Below are 13,813 nucleotides of genomic sequence, written 5' to 3' on the forward strand. Positions count from 1 at the left end.
CCCGCGGCACCCCGATCTTTTACGGAACCTCTGGCCGCAGCCACCGCTACCCTGCCGCCATGTCCCGCAACGTATTGCAAGGAAAAACATGGAAGTTCAAGACATCGCCAAACTGGCCGTTGAAGCCCTGGAAGACGTAAAGGGCAAGGATATTGTCGAGCTCGACACCACCAACCTGACCTCGCTGTTCTCGCGTCTGGTGGTGTGCACCGGCGACTCCAACCGTCAGGTGAAGGCACTGGCCAACAATGTGGCCGTGACCCTGAAAGAAGCCGGCGTCGACCTGGTCGGCACCGAAGGCCACGAAAGCGGCGAGTGGGTACTGGTGGATGCCGGCGACGTGGTAGTGCACGTGATGCTGCCGGCCGTGCGCGACTACTACGACATCGAAGCGCTGTGGGGCGGCCAGAAGCCGTCCTTCAACCCGGTGGGCCGTCCGTGGAACGCCGCCGTCTAGGCTAGCCGCTTGACCCGAAGTTGGCCGCAGCGTCGCAAGGCGCTGCGGCCAACCTTGTTTTGGAAAGCCGACATGAAAATCACGCTACTGGCGGTGGGCAGCAAGATGCCGCGCTGGGTGGACGAGGCCTTCGGCGATTACGCCAAACGCTTCGGCCGCGACATCAGCTTCGAGCTGAAAGAGATCAAACCGGAAAAACGCGGCGGCGGCGTCACCGCCGAGAAGGGCATTGCCGCCGAACACGAGCGTATCGTGGCCGCCATCCCGCCGCGCAGCAAACTGGTGATTCTGGACGAGCGCGGCAAGAACTGGACCTCGATGCAGCTATCGGCGGCGATGAAGGAGTGGATGGCCGGCGGTGACGATATCACCATCGTCATCGGGGGTGCCGATGGCCTGTCGCAGGAGCTGAAGCAGCGCGCCGACATCATGCTGCAGCTGTCGGCGATGACCCTGCCGCACGGCATGGTGCGCGTGCTGCTGGCCGAACAGCTGTACCGCGCCTACTCCATCCTCAACAACCACCCGTATCACCGCGAATAAACGTCGCCGGCAAGCAACAGCCGGCTGTTTTTTACCCCGGTCCGCTGCCGGCCTGTCACAAGCTGTTTAACGCCACAGCCCCCGAAACAGCTCGCTGGATGCGGCGGAAGCGGGGGCAGCCGGCCATGTCGCCGCCATTATTTGAAAGAAACTGTTACTGGTAATTCTGTTTTTTTCTTATTAATATGCAGGCATCGGGCCACACGGCCAGCTGGTTCTTTAATTGTCATCATGATCAAACGCGCCCTACTGACCGGACTTCTGGCGGCTTTATTTCTACCCGCCGCCTATGCCGCCGGTAGCCAAGCACTGGCTAACGACTACGACATCCGCGCCGATGCCACCGCCCCCGGGCTGGGTGCGACCCTGAGCTATGACATGCCGCCGGCACCGGTACTGCCCGCGGTAACCGAACCGTCTCTGCCCGTCCCGCAAGTGGATGCGCCGGGCTACAACCGGCAACTTGCCGCGCAGTTCGCCAAGCTGATCAACCGTATCGCACGGGAACAGCAACTTGACCCGCAGTTGCTGCATTCCATCATCACCGTCGAATCCGGCTACAACGCCGGGGCAGTCTCGCCGAAAGGCGCCATCGGCCTGATGCAACTGATGCCGGACACCGCGTCGCGCTTCGGCAGCAGCAACCCGGCGGACCCGGTGCAGAACCTGCGTGCCGGCGCTCGCTACGTGCGCTTCCTGCTGGCGCTGTTCAACCACAATATGCCGCTGGTGCTGGCCGCCTACAATGCCGGCGAGGGCGCGGTCAGCAAGTACCGCAATACCATTCCGCCCTATCAGGAAACCCGTGACTACGTGGCCAAGGTGCTGGCCTCCTACCAGCTCCGTACCGGCCAGAGCCTGCTGCCGGCGCAGTACCAGCCGCAGCGTGTCAAGCTGGTGGTCGCGGCCGACACCCCGCTGTAAGCGCAGCGCGCCAGCATGAAAAAAGCCCGGAACGCTCCGGGCTTTTTTCATGCTGCGCTGGCTAGCGTGCGGCCAACCTGGCCGCCAGCCGTTTCAGACTGTGCCACGGCTCTCCCGGCTCCACGCCCTTGATCTGGCGATCGATGCGGGCGCACTCGGCCAGTGCCGCCATCAGCTGCTTGCCGCCGATGCGCTTGAGCGCCGGTTCCGCTACCCGCTGCTTGTCACCCCACAGCCGCAACTCGCCGGCCATGTCGCGCACGCTGCGGCCCTCCTGCAGGCCGCGCCCGAGTCGGATCAGCATGCGCACATCCTCGGTAAACGACCACAACACCAGCACCGGCGCTTCGCCTTCCGCCTCCAGCCCGTCCAGCATGCGCGTGGCCCGCGCCACGTCACCGGATAGCCAGCTTTCCGACAGGTGGAACACGTCGAAACGCGCCACGTTGGCCACCGCTTCGCGCAGCTGTGCCAGCGTCAACTCGCCCGGCGGATGCAATAGCGCCAGCTTGTCGATTTCCTGTTTCGCCGCCAGCAGGTTGCCTTCCACCCGGTCGGCAAAAAAGGTGGCCGCCTCATGGCTCAGGGTCTGGCCCTGCAGCTTCAGCCGCCGCGCGATCCACGCCGGCAAGTCGTTGCGGCCAACCGGGCGCGCCTCCACCAGCACCGCGGCCTTTTCCAGCGCGGTGAACCACTTGCTCTTCTGTTGCGTCTTGTCGAGCTTGGGCAGCTGGATCAGGGTGACGGTATCGTCCGGCGGGTTGGCCGCCAGCTGCTGCAGCGCCTCGCCACCCTCGGTGCCCGGTTTGCCGCCGGGAATGCGGATTTCCAGCAGCTTGAGGCTGGCGAACAGCGACACGCTGCTCATGGCATCACGCAGCTGCGACCAGTCGAAGCCAGCCCCCTCTACAGTCAGCACTTCGCGCTCCAGATAGCCGGCGGCGCGGGCGGCAGCGCGGATGCTGTCAGCCGCTTCCAGCGCCAATAGCGTCTCCTCGCCGTACACCAGGTACAGTGCAGCCGGCGCACCGCGCGCCAGCTGCTCCTTCAGCGCCTCAGGGCTGTTTGCCGGCATCGGCCTTGCTTCCTGCTACCGGCAGATAGCCCAGACGGCGCACCAGCTGGTCGGCTGCTTCCTTGCGCATGTCGGCGCGCAACAGCTGCTCTTCGCGTTCCTTGCCCAAGGTGACCGAGTCGCTATAGCTCATGGTGCGGCGCTGGGTTACGGTAAGTCGCAGCGGTACCTCATCCTGCAGGCGCTGCACCGTGGCTGTCACACTGTAAATCAGCATGTATTCGTTGACGTCACCAGCCAGGCTGACGCCCAGCACATCCTTGCGGTCCTCCTCGTCCACGATGCTCAACACGGCATCGGCAGTACCCTTGATGCCTTCGAACTGGATGCGGCCGTCACGACGCAATGCCGTCTGCAGCGCGGATTGCAGCGAACCGGCCTTGGCAACATGCAGGGTGGTGAAGCTCAGTGGCGCCGACTGCGACAGCGGCGTGGACAGGCCGCGCAGCTGGAAACCGCAGGCGGACAGGCTGCCGATGCAGGCCAGCAGGGCGATGTTGCGCAGCATTCGTTTCATTGCATCTCTTCCAGATGACAGCGGCGCGGGTCAGACCGCGCCGCCTTAAACCGCCGTGGCGCCGGGGCGCCACGCGACGTGTTACACCACGATGTTGACCAGACGGCCCGGCACCACGATGACTTTCTTGGCCGGCTTGCCTTCCATGAACTTCACCACGTTGTCGTGCGCCAGCGCGGCGGCCTCGATGGCATCCTTGGCAGCGTCGGCAGCCACGGTGATGCTGCCACGCAGCTTGCCGTTGACCTGGATCATCAGCTCCAGCTCGCTCTTCACCAGCGCGGCCTCGTCCACCTGCGGCCACGGCGCGTTCAGCAGTTCGCTGCCCGGCTGCAGTTCGCTCCAGATCGCATCGGTGATGTGCGGCACGATAGGCGACAGCAGCACCGTCGCGGCTTCCAGCACTTCCTGCGCCACGGCGCGGCCAACGTCACCGCTGGTATCGGCCTTGTCGTAGGTATTCAGCAGCTCCATCACCGCGGCGATGGCGGTGTTGAACTGCTGGCGGCGGCCGTAGTCGTCGCTCACCTTCTGGATGGTGCTGTGCAGCTTGAAGCGCAGCTCTTTCTGGCTGGCGTTCAGCTCACCAGCGGTGTACGGCGCGGTAATGCCGGCGGCCACGTGCTCGCGGGCAGTTTTCCACAGCCGCTTCAGGAAGCGGTGCGCACCTTCCACGCCGGCATCCGACCATTCCAGCGACTGCTCCGGCGGGGCGGCGAACATCATGAACAGGCGCGCGGTGTCGGCGCCGTATTTCTCGATGAATTCCTGCGGGTCCACGCCGTTGTTCTTGGACTTGGACATCTTCTCGATGCCGCCGATCTGCACCGGCAGGCCATCCACGCGGTGGGTGGCGGCAATGATCTTGCCCTTGCCGTCACGCTCCAGCACCACGTCCTGCGGCGCGATCCAGTCCTTGGCGCCATTGGGCAGGTCGCGATGGAAGGTTTCGCACACCACCATGCCCTGGGTGAGCAGGCTCTTGAACGGCTCGTCGCTGTCCACCAGGCCTTCGTCACGCATCAGCTTGTGGAAGAAGCGCGCGTACAGCAGGTGCAGGATGGCGTGTTCGATGCCGCCCACGTACTGGTCGACCTGCAGCCAGTAGTTGGCCGCATGCTTGTCCAGCATCGCGGTGTCGCACTGCGGGCTGGCGTAGCGCGCGTAGTACCAGCTGGATTCCACGAAGGTATCCATGGTGTCGGTTTCGCGCTTGGCCGCGCCACCGCATTTCGGGCAGCTGGTTTCGTAGAATTCCGGCATCTTGGCCAGCGGGGAGCCGGCGCCATCCGGAATCACGTTTTCCGGCAGCACCACCGGCAGGTCTTTTTCCGGCACCGGCACATCGCCGCAGCACGGGCAGTGGATGATCGGGATCGGGCAGCCCCAGTAGCGCTGGCGGCTGATACCCCAGTCACGCAGGCGGTACTGGGTTTTCTTGGCTCCAGCGGATTTGGCTTCCAGGTCGGCGACGATGGCGTCGAAGGCGCCGGCAAAATCCTTGCCGTCGTACTTGCCGCTGTTGACGGTGATCAGGCCTTCTTTGGCGCCGTACCAGTCTTGCCAGTTGGCGGCATCGAAGTTGTCGTCGCCGGCAGCCGGGGTATACACCTGCTTGATCGGCAGGCTGTATTTGTTGGCAAACTCGAAGTCGCGCTCGTCGTGTGCCGGCACCGCCATTACCGCGCCTTCGCCATAGCCCCACAACACGTAGTTGGCGACCCATACCGGCAGCTTGGCGCCGGTCAGCGGATGGATGACGAACAGGCCGGTATCCATGCCGCGTTTTTCCTGGGTGGCGATGTCGGCTTCGGACACGCCGCCCTTCTTGCACTCGGCGACGAAGGCCGCCAGTTCAGGGTTGACCGCAGCGGCCTGGGTGGCCAGCGGATGCTCGGCAGCCACGGCCACGTAAGTGGCGCCCATCAGGGTATCCGGACGGGTGGTGTACACCTTCAGCTGGCCGCCGTGGCCGATGCTGGCCTGGTCATAGGCAAAGGTGACATCGGCGCCGAAGCTCTTGCCAATCCAGTTGCGCTGCATGGTCTTGACCTGTTCCGGCCAGCCATCCAGTTTGTCCAGGTCGTTCAGCAGTTCGTCGGCGTACTGGGTGATGGCGAAGTAGTACATCGGGATTTCGCGCTTTTCCACCAGCGCGCCGGAGCGCCAGCCGCGACCATCCACCACCTGCTCGTTGGCCAGCACGGTCTGGTCTACCGGGTCCCAGTTCACCACGCCGTTTTTCTTGTAGATCACGCCCTTCTGGAACAGGCGGGTAAACAGCCACTGTTCCCAGCGGTAGTAATCCGGCTTGCAGGTCGCCAGCTCGCGATCCCAGTCCAGCGCAAAGCCCAGGCTATCGAGCTGCTTCTTCATGTACTCGATGTTGGCGTAGGTCCAGGCAGCCGGCGCGCCACCATTCTTCATCGCCGCATTTTCCGCCGGCAGGCCGAAGGCATCCCAGCCCATCGGCTGCAGCACGTTGAAGCCCTGGTGACGCTTGAAGCGCGCCAGCACGTCGGTAATGGAGTAGTTGCGCACGTGGCCCATGTGCAGCTTGCCGGACGGGTACGGGAACATGGACAGCGCGTAGTACTTGGGACGCGAGGTATCTTCAACCGCCTTGAAGGCTGCGGTTTTCTGCCATTTCTGTTGCGCGGCGGTTTCGATCTCGCGCGGGCTGTAATGTTCTTGCATGGTGTCTTTGTCTGAGAAAAGCGAAAAATGGCGAGCAAAATCAATCGCGCCATTATAACGAGGCATGGCAGCGGCGGCGAGGAGCGCCACCACTTGCATTGCTCAAAAAAACAGCAGGACTGACCTGGCGGCCAACCCTGCAACAGTCAAACTGGTTTTCAAGCCTGCCGCAGCAGGCCGAACAGCATCTCGCTGGCCATCACCACCATCAGCACGGCGAAGGCTTTTTTCAGCCCGGCCACCGGCAACGCATGGGCGGCACGCGCCCCCACCGGCGCCAGCAGCACCGTCATCAGCATCAGCGCCAGCATCGCCGGCAGGTAGACGAAGCCGATGGCACCCCATGGCAAGCCCGGCTGCTGCCAGCCGCTAAGCAGGTAGCCGATGGCGCCGGACACCGCGATCGGCCAGCCCAGCGCCGCACTGGTGGCAATGGCGGTATGCACCGGCACATTGCACCAGCTCATGAACGGCACGCTCATCGAACCGCCACCGATGCCGACCCAGCTGGAAATCATGCCGATAACGCCGCCGGTCGCCGTCTGCCCGGCCAGTCCCGGCATGTCGCGGCTGGCCGCCGGCTTTGCGCCCAAAAACATCTGCGCGCCGATCACATAGGCATACAGCACAAAAAACCAGCGCAACGCGTGGCCGGGAATCAGCCCGGCCAGCAAACTGCCGCCAAAGGTACCCAGCACCATGCCCGGTGCCATGCCCCGCACCAGCTGCCAGTCCACGGCGCCTTTCTTGTGGTGCGCCCGCACACTGGCAAAGCTGGTGAACACCATCACCGCCAGCGAGGTCCCCACAGCCAGGTGCTGCACATGGCTACCACCCAGCCCGGCCGCGTCCAGCACCCCCACCACCACCGGCACGATCACCAGTCCGCCGCCCACACCCAGCAGCCCGGCCAGGAAACCGGCCACGGCACCGCACAGCAGCAAGATCGCAAACATCGATAGCGACAACATCACAACACCTCTTCCATCAGGTAGCGCCATTCCTCCGTCGTCACCGGGGTAATCGACAAGCGGTTGCCCCGCTTCAGCACGATCATCTCCGCCAGCAGCGGGTGCTGGCGCAACTCTTGTGGCGACACCAGCCGCGTCTTGCGCACAAAACGCACGTCCACGCACTGCCAGCGCGGATTGGCGGGATCGGACTTGGGGTCGTGATACGGACTGGCGGCATCGAACTGACTAGAGTCGGCATGCGCGGCACTTGCCACCTCGGCGATGCCGGCAATGCCCGGTTCGGGGCAGGAGGAGTGCCAGAACAGCAGCAGGTCGCCCGGTTGCATGTCGTCGCGCATGAAATTGCGCGCCTGGTAATTGCGCACGCCGGTCCACTCGAACAGCTTGTCAGGGTTGGCCGCAAGGTGGTCAATGCCAACCTCGTCGGGTTCGGATTTCATCAGCCAGTAACGCACGGGGTCTCTCCTGCTGCCGCTATGACGCTGGCAGATCATTTCCAAGAAAGCCCATTATCCATCGACTGCTCTGCGCAGGTGAAATTCACGCACGGCCACCCGTTACGCATAGCCCGTCAGACAGATCATCCCGTGTAGCACACCACCAGAAAATCAGCCATTCAACATTTAAAATCAGCCACTTATATGAAAAAATTGATGGGCAGGGCAGCTATGATGGAAGGTGATGTCGTGTCTGCCTCGCCGGCAGAGAGGAGAAGCCATGTACCTGCCGCACACGCTGTACGAAATGGAGCCCTACCTTTGCCTGGGTTCGGGCACGCTGGCTTTGACCCAGCTGGAACTGGCCGTTGGCCGGCTGGCCGGGGCGCTGATCATCCTGGCAGGAGGATATATCCTGATGCTGCGTTACCAGGCGCGCAGCAAGAAACGCCAGCGCACCGGCAGCAAACCGCCACCGGCACGCCGGCGCTGACGGCTAGTGCATGAATACGTCTTTCAGGATTTCATGCACGATCAGGGTGCCGACCGTCACCAGCACCAGGTCGGTACCGACTACGCGCCACTCGTAACCCGGACGCTCCGGCAAGCGCACCAGCATGTCATGCGGTACGTAGCGCTTGGCGATGCCCGGAGGCAGCGGCTTGCCCCGAGCCAGATTCTTGCGGATGCCTGGCGGCAGGGAACGATACTCGCCGTAGTTCAGGTGCGACTCGTATGCGAAGCGACGGGCGTCGTCACGCGAGATGCCTGCACTCTCATAGTGGCGCGAGCCGGCATCGTGATGCGCCGATTTGCCACCCTTGCTGTATTTTTCATGCTTGTCATGCTTCTGGCCCTGCATCCAGGGTGGCGTTTCACCCTGATGCTGGTAACCGTCCTGATGGTTGCCATTGCCCTTGCCTTCCGGCGGGGCGGCCATCACCGGCATGCCAACCAGCGACAGGCTGATGGCGGCCAACAGTGTCTTTGTGTGCCAATCGCGTTTCATGAAGCGACTCCTGTGAAATGACAATTTCAGCCTATCAGACCGGCACGCGAATATCGTTACTAAAAGTGTGTGGAAGTGTGACCGAATGCGACGGCGGTCAGCGGAAGCGGTACAGTCCGCTCTCGGTCACCAGGTAGTCGAGCTGTACATCCCACGGCTCGCGCGGCACCCGCGCCACGCGCTGGCAGTCATAGGCGACACCGACCAGCAGCGGCCGGCGCTGCGGATGGCGCTGGCGAAAGGCCAGCGTGCTGTCGTAAAAGCCGCCGCCCTGCCCCATGCGGTAGCCCTGCGCATCCACCGCCAGCAGCGGCACAAACAGCACATCCAGCTTTTCCGCCCGCAGGCAGGGGCCGTCGTACTCGGCAATACCGTAACGCGGATGCCGATACCAGCGCCGCTCGCCACCCAGCCGGCTGAACCACAGCCGCCGGCTGCCAGCCGGAATCTGCGGCAGGTAAATATCGCCGCCACGCCACAACACGGTGCTGATCAGCACATCCAGATCGAGCTCGGAACCGGCAGCCAGGTAAGCGCCGATCCGCTTGCCGCGCCGCAGAAACCGGGACGCATAGCGTGCGACGGCGCGCATTGCTGCCGCCCGCTGTTGCGGCGTCAGCGCCATACGGGCGCGGCGCACCTGGCGGCGCAAGGCCTGCTTGTCGGCAACGGGATGGTTAGTAGTCATGAGGCAGACTTGGCCAGGGGATGGGAGTCCCCCGCGAGTGTCGATCCGGCAAAATTCGCTTGTACCCTGTTTCCAGGGGGTCGCCTGCATGTTGCTTCGGGCACACCCGCAAGGGGCGCGGCACACCCGCAACGTCTACTAGCAACCAAAGCGAACGCATTGGTACAAAGGAATTTAGGAGCCTTCTCGAACACCGCAGGGGGTAAGCGGATATTCTGGTTGTCGGCAGCGGCTAGAACAGCTTTTGCTGACTGGCGGACAGCGCCTGATCGGCTGCCTCGCTCATGGTGTGTATTTTACGCTGGATTGTGGCCATCTCCAAGCCGCCATCGCCGACTTTTACTTTCAGCAGATCGTGCGCGATGTTCAGCGCCGCCATGATGGCCACCTTGTCGGCATCCATCACCCGGCCACCGGCCTGGATGGTATCGATCTTGTCGGCCAGCAGACGCACAGCCTGTTCCAGCGTTTCCCGTTCGTCGGCCGGGGTACCGATGGTGAACTGACGCCCCAGCAGGGTAACGTCGATCTGAACCACATCACTCATGCCTCTTCCTCCTTGGGCAGCCGGTCAATCAGCGCGGCCACGCGATGGCGGGTTTCTTCCAGCGCAAACTTCAGCTCGGCATTGTCGCGCAGGGATTCGCCCAGCGCGGCGGCAAGGCGGCTGTTTTGCGCATCCAGCTCGTGCACGCGGGCAATCAGCGCGGCGACACGGCTTTCCAGATAGTCGAGTTCATGTTCCATGGCGGCGAGGATAACGGGGCGTCAGGAGGGCGTCAAACCCAGCTTGCGGCGGGCTGTATCCAGCGCGGCACACACGTTGGCCGCCCCCTGCAGCAGGCGCGGACCGGGCCGGCTGACCGGATCGGGCGCCAGCGTGAATTGCAGCCGGTCGCGTACCGCCGGCAGCTGCGGCCAACGTTGCCAGCGTGCCTGCAGCGAGGCATCGAAAGCCAGCATCACCTGTGGCCGGGCAAGCAACACTGCCTCGTTACTGACCTGCGGCGCCGGCAACGGCGCCGCCGCAAACACGTTGCGACCACCACACAGTGCCAGCAAGGAGCCAAGAAAGCTGCGATTGCTGACGGTAAACAGCGGATTGTCGCCCACCTGCACAAACACCCGCAGCGGCGCGGCATGGGCATACTGCTGCTGTAACGACTGTAGTCCGCGTTCATACTGCCGCGCGGCGGCGTCTGCCGCAGAGATGCGTCCGGTTAGCATGCCCAGCCGGCGCAACTCGCTGGAGACATCAGCCAACGCCACCGGCGCACTGATATACAGCGGCACCCCCAACTCACGCAGCCGCGCCAGTTCGCGGCCATTGCCGCCATCACGCCAGGCCACCACCAGATCCGGCTGCTGGCGCATTACCGCCTCCAGGCTGATACCGCTGTAACCACCAACGCGCGGCAATTGTCGTGCCGCCGGCGGGTAATCGCTGTAATCCACCGCCGCCGCCAGCTGCCGTTCGGCACCGATGGCAAACAGGTCTTCCACCAGGTGCGGCGCCAGCGCCACGATGCGCGTTGCCGGCGCCGGTAGCGACACCATCTGCCCCATGCCGTCGCGCACGCTGACCTGCGCCAGCACCGGCCAAGCCGCCAGCAAGCCGGCGGCCAACACCAGCCGTTTCATGCGGCCCCTTTCAGACGCAAAGGTTGGCCGCAGGCCACCAGGGTCACCTGCTGACACACGGTCGCCAGCGCCTGATTCAGCCAGCCAAGCTCATCGACAAACACGCGGGTTTCCTCGCCCAGCGGCACCACGCCCCAGCCGATTTCGTTGGTCACCAGCAGCACGCTGGCCGGAGTCGCGGCCAACGCCGCCAGCAAGGCATCGCGCTGCAGCTGCCAGCCAACCTGATCGAAATCACCATTTACATCGAAAAAACGCATCAACCACATGCCCATGCAGTCCACCAGCAGCAGCTCGCCGGCTGCGGCAGCGGCCAGCACCGGCGCCAGCGCCTGACCGGCTTCGGTCAGCTGCCAGCGTGCCGGCCGTTGCTGCTGATGCCGGGCAATCCGCTCGGCAAACGCCCCATCCCCGGCACGCCGCTCGGCGGTGGCCACATAGCGCACCAGCCCGGCATGCGCCAGCGCCAGTTGCTCGGCAAAGCGGCTCTTGCCACTGCGGGCGCCGCCGGTGATGAGGTGTTTCATCGGAACTCGCTTAGTTGCTGTAACGGGCAGTCAGCAGCCAGCCACGACCGGCCTGGTTATAGCCCTTGGCGGTTTCGTACTGCTTGTCGGCAATATTGGTCAGGCGTGTACCGATAGTCCAGTGCGTATCCAGCTGGTAGTCGGCACCCAGATTGACTACACCATAGCCATCCAGATACTCACTGTTGCTGCTATTGGCAGGGCGGCGGCCACTGAAGCGCCATTCAGCGGTCCAGTGAGTACGTCCCTGTTGCAGTCCAAGAGTGAGTCCGCCAAGCAGCTTGGCACGATTTTTCAGCAGCTTGCCGCTATCCAGATCGCGGGCACGCTGCGAAGTCAGGTTAGCCCCCACAGAGAAAGCGCCAAACGAGCTACCAGCTTCCAGCGTTTGCCCGGAAATACGCGCCCGACCGATATTGTTCATCGTCGAGTAATCATCAGTGATAACAATCAGGTTATCGATTTTGTTATCGAACGCCGTCAGCTTTACAAAATTGCTACCGTGCCGCCAGTCTACCGCCAGCTCCTGGTTAGTTGCCTCTTCCGGTTTCAGGTTGGGGTTACCCTGGTAACCAAAAGAAAGCGGGTAGTACAGATCATTGAATGTTGGCTCCTTGTAGGCGGTGCCATAAGCCGCACGCAGCAGCCAACCCTCTGCCGGCACAAAACCATAGCCAATCTGGCCGGTGCGCTTGCCACCAAACTGTGAGCTGTCGTCATAGCGCACGCTGCCTTGCAGGCGATGGGCACCAAACTCGCCCTGATAGCCGGCGAAGACCGCATTGACGCTACGGCTGGAGGTGGTGAAAGCCGTAGAGCTCGCCACATGCTGCTCGGTATTGGATACCCCGGCGGTGACCTGCTGACCCGGCGCCAGTTTGATGTCGCTCTGCCACAGCCATTCGTCCTGACGGGTTTCAAAAGTACTGTCAGACTGGTCGAAATTGCCGTTGGTGTAGCTGATGGAGCGGTCATCGGTATGGCTGTAGCGCAATGTGCTCAACCAGTTACCGGTCAGCTGATCTTTCAGTTCGACACTCTGGCCGGCCAGGCGGGCATGCTCTTCGTCCTGGGCGTTACTGCTGGAGTCGTACTCGGAAGTCGCCTCGGTCTGGTACAACGTTACACCGATGCTGTGGCCCGCCGCCCACTCGTGCTGCACGCTGGCCAGATAAGTGGTGTTGTCGTAGCCGTCTCGGTCAGGGTTATAGCCGTAGGACACGCCAGAATTGGTCGCCGAAAAACCATCGGTCTGGTTGTGGTCGAAGGCCAGGTTATAGCTGGTGCTGCCGGTCTTGCCGCTGATACCGGCACCGATCTGGCGTTTGCCGTCGGAACCGATGCCAACCTCAGCCTGCAGGTGCGGCTCGCCCTCACCTTTCTTGGTGAAAATCTGGATCACGCCGCCAATGGCATCGGCTCCGTACAGACTGGAAGCCGGGCCGCGCACGATCTCGATGCGCTCCACCGCCGCCAGCGGGATGTGTTGCAGCGAGGTACTTCCCGCGGTAGCAGACACAATCCGCATGCCATCCACCAGCACCACAACGTGACCGGAGTTGGTTCCACGCAGATAAAGACCAACGGTCTTGCCTTCACCGCCATTGCTATAGATTTCCACCCCGGCCTGATGCGCCAGGAACTCCGGCAGGCTGAGGCTGCCGGACTGCTCGATTTCCTCGCGACCCAGCACGGTCACATCGGACAGCACCTTGGCAATCGGCGTCGCTACGCGGGTCGCCGTCACCACCACTTCATCCAGCTGGGTAGCAGTATCGGCCAGGGCGGCATGGGAACAGGCCAGCGCTACCAGCGCGGCCAACGGTTTGTAGTTGAACATTGAGTCACACTCCAGGAAGAAAAAAACGGAGTGCGGAGAAATAAAGGACAACGCAAGCGGCAATAACGGCTGCGGACTGTCAGATCGCCTCCCCGCGATGCTCCAGCAAGGACGCGATTCCGCCACGTCCATCGCAGGCCGGTCTCCGGGCTTGGCCTTGCGGGGCGACGCCTTCCCGCCCAGAGGGCAGTGGCTTGTGGTCGCTCCTGGATGACGCGCGTCATCAGGCCTTACCGTTGCGGGGGCAGCGCCGGACTTGCACCGGCTTCCCGTTTCATCCGGCCTGTTACATGCCGGACACCTGCAGGACACGGATTATACCCGCAGCCGGCGGCCCCCGCCGACATGGCCGGCAATTTGCTTATTCCGCCGCAAGACAATTGCCAGCACACCGCGCCTGCCGTATGGTCGCCGGATAAGTCATCCGCCGGCACAGCCATTGCGCCCGCCGCGCCAGTAAGGAAGCCCCATGCCCCGTATTCCC

16 protein-coding genes, 1 other RNA gene and 1 riboswitch are annotated in these 13,813 nt (G+C 63.2%); of the genes, 4 read left to right on the top strand and 13 right to left on the bottom strand.

Going from position 1 to position 13,813, the window contains the following annotated elements; translation table 11 throughout:
• Positions 1-88 precede the first annotated feature (88 nt).
• The 3 genes from rsfS (at position 89) to HU218_RS11275 (ending at position 1,924) form a co-directional block, all read left to right on the top strand.
• A complete protein-coding gene (gene rsfS / locus HU218_RS11265; protein WP_174875036.1) occupies positions 89-457 on the top strand; it encodes a ribosome silencing factor in 369 nt (122 codons plus the stop codon).
• Positions 458-529: 72 nt separating this feature from the next.
• Positions 530-1,000, top strand: a complete 471-nt coding sequence (rlmH, locus tag HU218_RS11270) for a 23S rRNA (pseudouridine(1915)-N(3))-methyltransferase RlmH (RefSeq protein WP_174875037.1) — start codon at positions 530-532, stop codon at positions 998-1,000.
• Between the two features lie 231 nt (positions 1,001-1,231).
• Complete coding sequence (locus HU218_RS11275) at positions 1,232-1,924, top strand: lytic transglycosylase domain-containing protein (RefSeq protein ID WP_174875038.1); 693 nt, start codon at positions 1,232-1,234, stop codon at positions 1,922-1,924.
• 61 nt (positions 1,925-1,985) lie between these two features.
• Here the strand turns inward: HU218_RS11275 and holA are convergent, their stop codons facing one another.
• The 5 genes from holA to HU218_RS11300 form a co-directional block, all read right to left on the bottom strand.
• Positions 1,986-2,999 (bottom strand): DNA polymerase III subunit delta, encoded by a 1,014-nt coding sequence (gene holA / locus HU218_RS11280; RefSeq protein WP_174875039.1) that lies wholly within the window; start codon positions 2,997-2,999, stop codon positions 1,986-1,988.
• Positions 2,980-3,516, bottom strand: a complete 537-nt coding sequence (locus HU218_RS11285) for an LPS-assembly lipoprotein LptE (RefSeq protein WP_174875040.1) — start codon at positions 3,514-3,516, stop codon at positions 2,980-2,982. The genes holA and HU218_RS11285 overlap by 20 nt, the downstream gene beginning before the upstream one ends.
• An 81-nt stretch (positions 3,517-3,597) precedes the next feature.
• A complete protein-coding gene (gene leuS, locus HU218_RS11290; protein ID WP_174875041.1) occupies positions 3,598-6,213 on the bottom strand; it encodes a leucine--tRNA ligase in 2,616 nt (871 codons plus the stop codon).
• Between the two features lie 158 nt (positions 6,214-6,371).
• A complete protein-coding gene (locus HU218_RS11295) occupies positions 6,372-7,184 on the bottom strand; it encodes a sulfite exporter TauE/SafE family protein (protein WP_174875042.1) in 813 nt (270 codons plus the stop codon).
• On the bottom strand, positions 7,184-7,642 hold the full coding sequence (locus HU218_RS11300) for an EVE domain-containing protein (RefSeq protein ID WP_174875043.1): 459 nt from the start codon (positions 7,640-7,642) through the stop codon (positions 7,184-7,186). Before HU218_RS11300 ends, HU218_RS11295 begins: the two co-directional genes overlap by 1 nt.
• Before the next feature lie 262 nt (positions 7,643-7,904).
• Between HU218_RS11300 and HU218_RS11305 the strand changes: the two genes are divergently transcribed.
• Positions 7,905-8,117 (top strand): hypothetical protein, encoded by a 213-nt coding sequence (locus tag HU218_RS11305; RefSeq protein ID WP_174875044.1) that lies wholly within the window; start codon positions 7,905-7,907, stop codon positions 8,115-8,117.
• Positions 8,118-8,120: 3 nt separating this feature from the next.
• Here the strand turns inward: HU218_RS11305 and HU218_RS11310 are convergent, their stop codons facing one another.
• The 8 genes from HU218_RS11310 to HU218_RS11345 all read right to left on the bottom strand — a co-directional run bounded on the left by HU218_RS11310 (position 8,121) and on the right by HU218_RS11345 (position 13,329).
• Positions 8,121-8,633 carry an anti-virulence regulator CigR family protein gene (locus HU218_RS11310; RefSeq protein WP_174875045.1) on the bottom strand — a complete coding sequence of 171 codons (513 nt, stop codon included), beginning with the start codon at positions 8,631-8,633 and terminating at the stop codon, positions 8,121-8,123.
• 97 nt (positions 8,634-8,730) lie between these two features.
• Positions 8,731-9,321, bottom strand: a complete 591-nt coding sequence (locus HU218_RS11315) for a 5-formyltetrahydrofolate cyclo-ligase (RefSeq protein ID WP_174875046.1) — start codon at positions 9,319-9,321, stop codon at positions 8,731-8,733.
• A 24-nt stretch (positions 9,322-9,345) separates the two neighbouring features.
• Positions 9,346-9,526, bottom strand: a non-coding RNA gene (gene ssrS / locus HU218_RS11320) — 6S RNA.
• Between the two features lie 27 nt (positions 9,527-9,553).
• Entirely contained in the window at positions 9,554-9,868 is a 315-nt protein-coding gene (locus HU218_RS11325) for a cell division protein ZapA (protein WP_174875047.1), read from the bottom strand.
• Positions 9,865-10,068 (bottom strand): hypothetical protein, encoded by a 204-nt coding sequence (locus tag HU218_RS11330; RefSeq protein ID WP_174875048.1) that lies wholly within the window; start codon positions 10,066-10,068, stop codon positions 9,865-9,867. The genes HU218_RS11325 and HU218_RS11330 overlap by 4 nt, the downstream gene beginning before the upstream one ends.
• 21 nt (positions 10,069-10,089) lie before the next feature.
• The gene (locus HU218_RS11335; RefSeq protein WP_174875049.1) at positions 10,090-10,962 is read right to left on the bottom strand and encodes a cobalamin-binding protein; all 873 of its coding nucleotides are present in this window, start codon (positions 10,960-10,962) and stop codon (positions 10,090-10,092) included.
• Positions 10,959-11,489, bottom strand: coding sequence for a bifunctional adenosylcobinamide kinase/adenosylcobinamide-phosphate guanylyltransferase (gene cobU / locus HU218_RS11340; protein WP_174875050.1), 531 nt, complete (start codon positions 11,487-11,489; stop codon positions 10,959-10,961). Before cobU ends, HU218_RS11335 begins: the two co-directional genes overlap by 4 nt.
• A 10-nt stretch (positions 11,490-11,499) precedes the next feature.
• A complete protein-coding gene (locus tag HU218_RS11345) occupies positions 11,500-13,329 on the bottom strand; it encodes a TonB-dependent receptor domain-containing protein (RefSeq protein ID WP_174875051.1) in 1,830 nt (609 codons plus the stop codon).
• A 119-nt stretch (positions 13,330-13,448) separates the two neighbouring features.
• A riboswitch (cobalamin riboswitch) is annotated at positions 13,449-13,649 on the bottom strand.
• Positions 13,650-13,813 lie beyond the last annotated feature (164 nt).

Source organism: Vogesella oryzae (assembly GCF_902829295.1).
In the GTDB taxonomy this organism is placed as follows: domain Bacteria; phylum Pseudomonadota; class Gammaproteobacteria; order Burkholderiales; family Chromobacteriaceae; genus Vogesella; species Vogesella oryzae.

What these genes read in the sequence shown, in the direction of transcription:
- rsfS (WP_174875036.1), top strand. Translation starts at nt 89, where the DNA reads ATGGAAGTTCAAGACATCGCCAAACTGGCCGTTGAAGCCCTGGAAGAC.
- rlmH (WP_174875037.1), top strand. Translation starts at nt 530, where the DNA reads ATGAAAATCACGCTACTGGCGGTGGGCAGCAAGATGCCGCGCTGGGTG.
- HU218_RS11275 (WP_174875038.1), top strand. Translation starts at nt 1,232, where the DNA reads ATGATCAAACGCGCCCTACTGACCGGACTTCTGGCGGCTTTATTTCTA.
- holA (WP_174875039.1), bottom strand. Translation starts at nt 2,999, where the DNA reads ATGCCGGCAAACAGCCCTGAGGCGCTGAAGGAGCAGCTGGCGCGCGGT.
- HU218_RS11285 (WP_174875040.1), bottom strand. Translation starts at nt 3,516, where the DNA reads ATGAAACGAATGCTGCGCAACATCGCCCTGCTGGCCTGCATCGGCAGC.
- leuS (WP_174875041.1), bottom strand. Translation starts at nt 6,213, where the DNA reads ATGCAAGAACATTACAGCCCGCGCGAGATCGAAACCGCCGCGCAACAG.
- HU218_RS11295 (WP_174875042.1), bottom strand. Translation starts at nt 7,184, where the DNA reads ATGTTGTCGCTATCGATGTTTGCGATCTTGCTGCTGTGCGGTGCCGTG.
- HU218_RS11305 (WP_174875044.1), top strand. Translation starts at nt 7,905, where the DNA reads ATGTACCTGCCGCACACGCTGTACGAAATGGAGCCCTACCTTTGCCTG.
- HU218_RS11310 (WP_174875045.1), bottom strand. Translation starts at nt 8,633, where the DNA reads ATGAAACGCGATTGGCACACAAAGACACTGTTGGCCGCCATCAGCCTG.
- HU218_RS11315 (WP_174875046.1), bottom strand. Translation starts at nt 9,321, where the DNA reads ATGACTACTAACCATCCCGTTGCCGACAAGCAGGCCTTGCGCCGCCAG.
- HU218_RS11325 (WP_174875047.1), bottom strand. Translation starts at nt 9,868, where the DNA reads ATGAGTGATGTGGTTCAGATCGACGTTACCCTGCTGGGGCGTCAGTTC.
- HU218_RS11330 (WP_174875048.1), bottom strand. Translation starts at nt 10,068, where the DNA reads ATGGAACATGAACTCGACTATCTGGAAAGCCGTGTCGCCGCGCTGATT.
- HU218_RS11335 (WP_174875049.1), bottom strand. Translation starts at nt 10,962, where the DNA reads ATGAAACGGCTGGTGTTGGCCGCCGGCTTGCTGGCGGCTTGGCCGGTG.
- cobU (WP_174875050.1), bottom strand. Translation starts at nt 11,489, where the DNA reads ATGAAACACCTCATCACCGGCGGCGCCCGCAGTGGCAAGAGCCGCTTT.
- HU218_RS11345 (WP_174875051.1), bottom strand. Translation starts at nt 13,329, where the DNA reads ATGTTCAACTACAAACCGTTGGCCGCGCTGGTAGCGCTGGCCTGTTCC.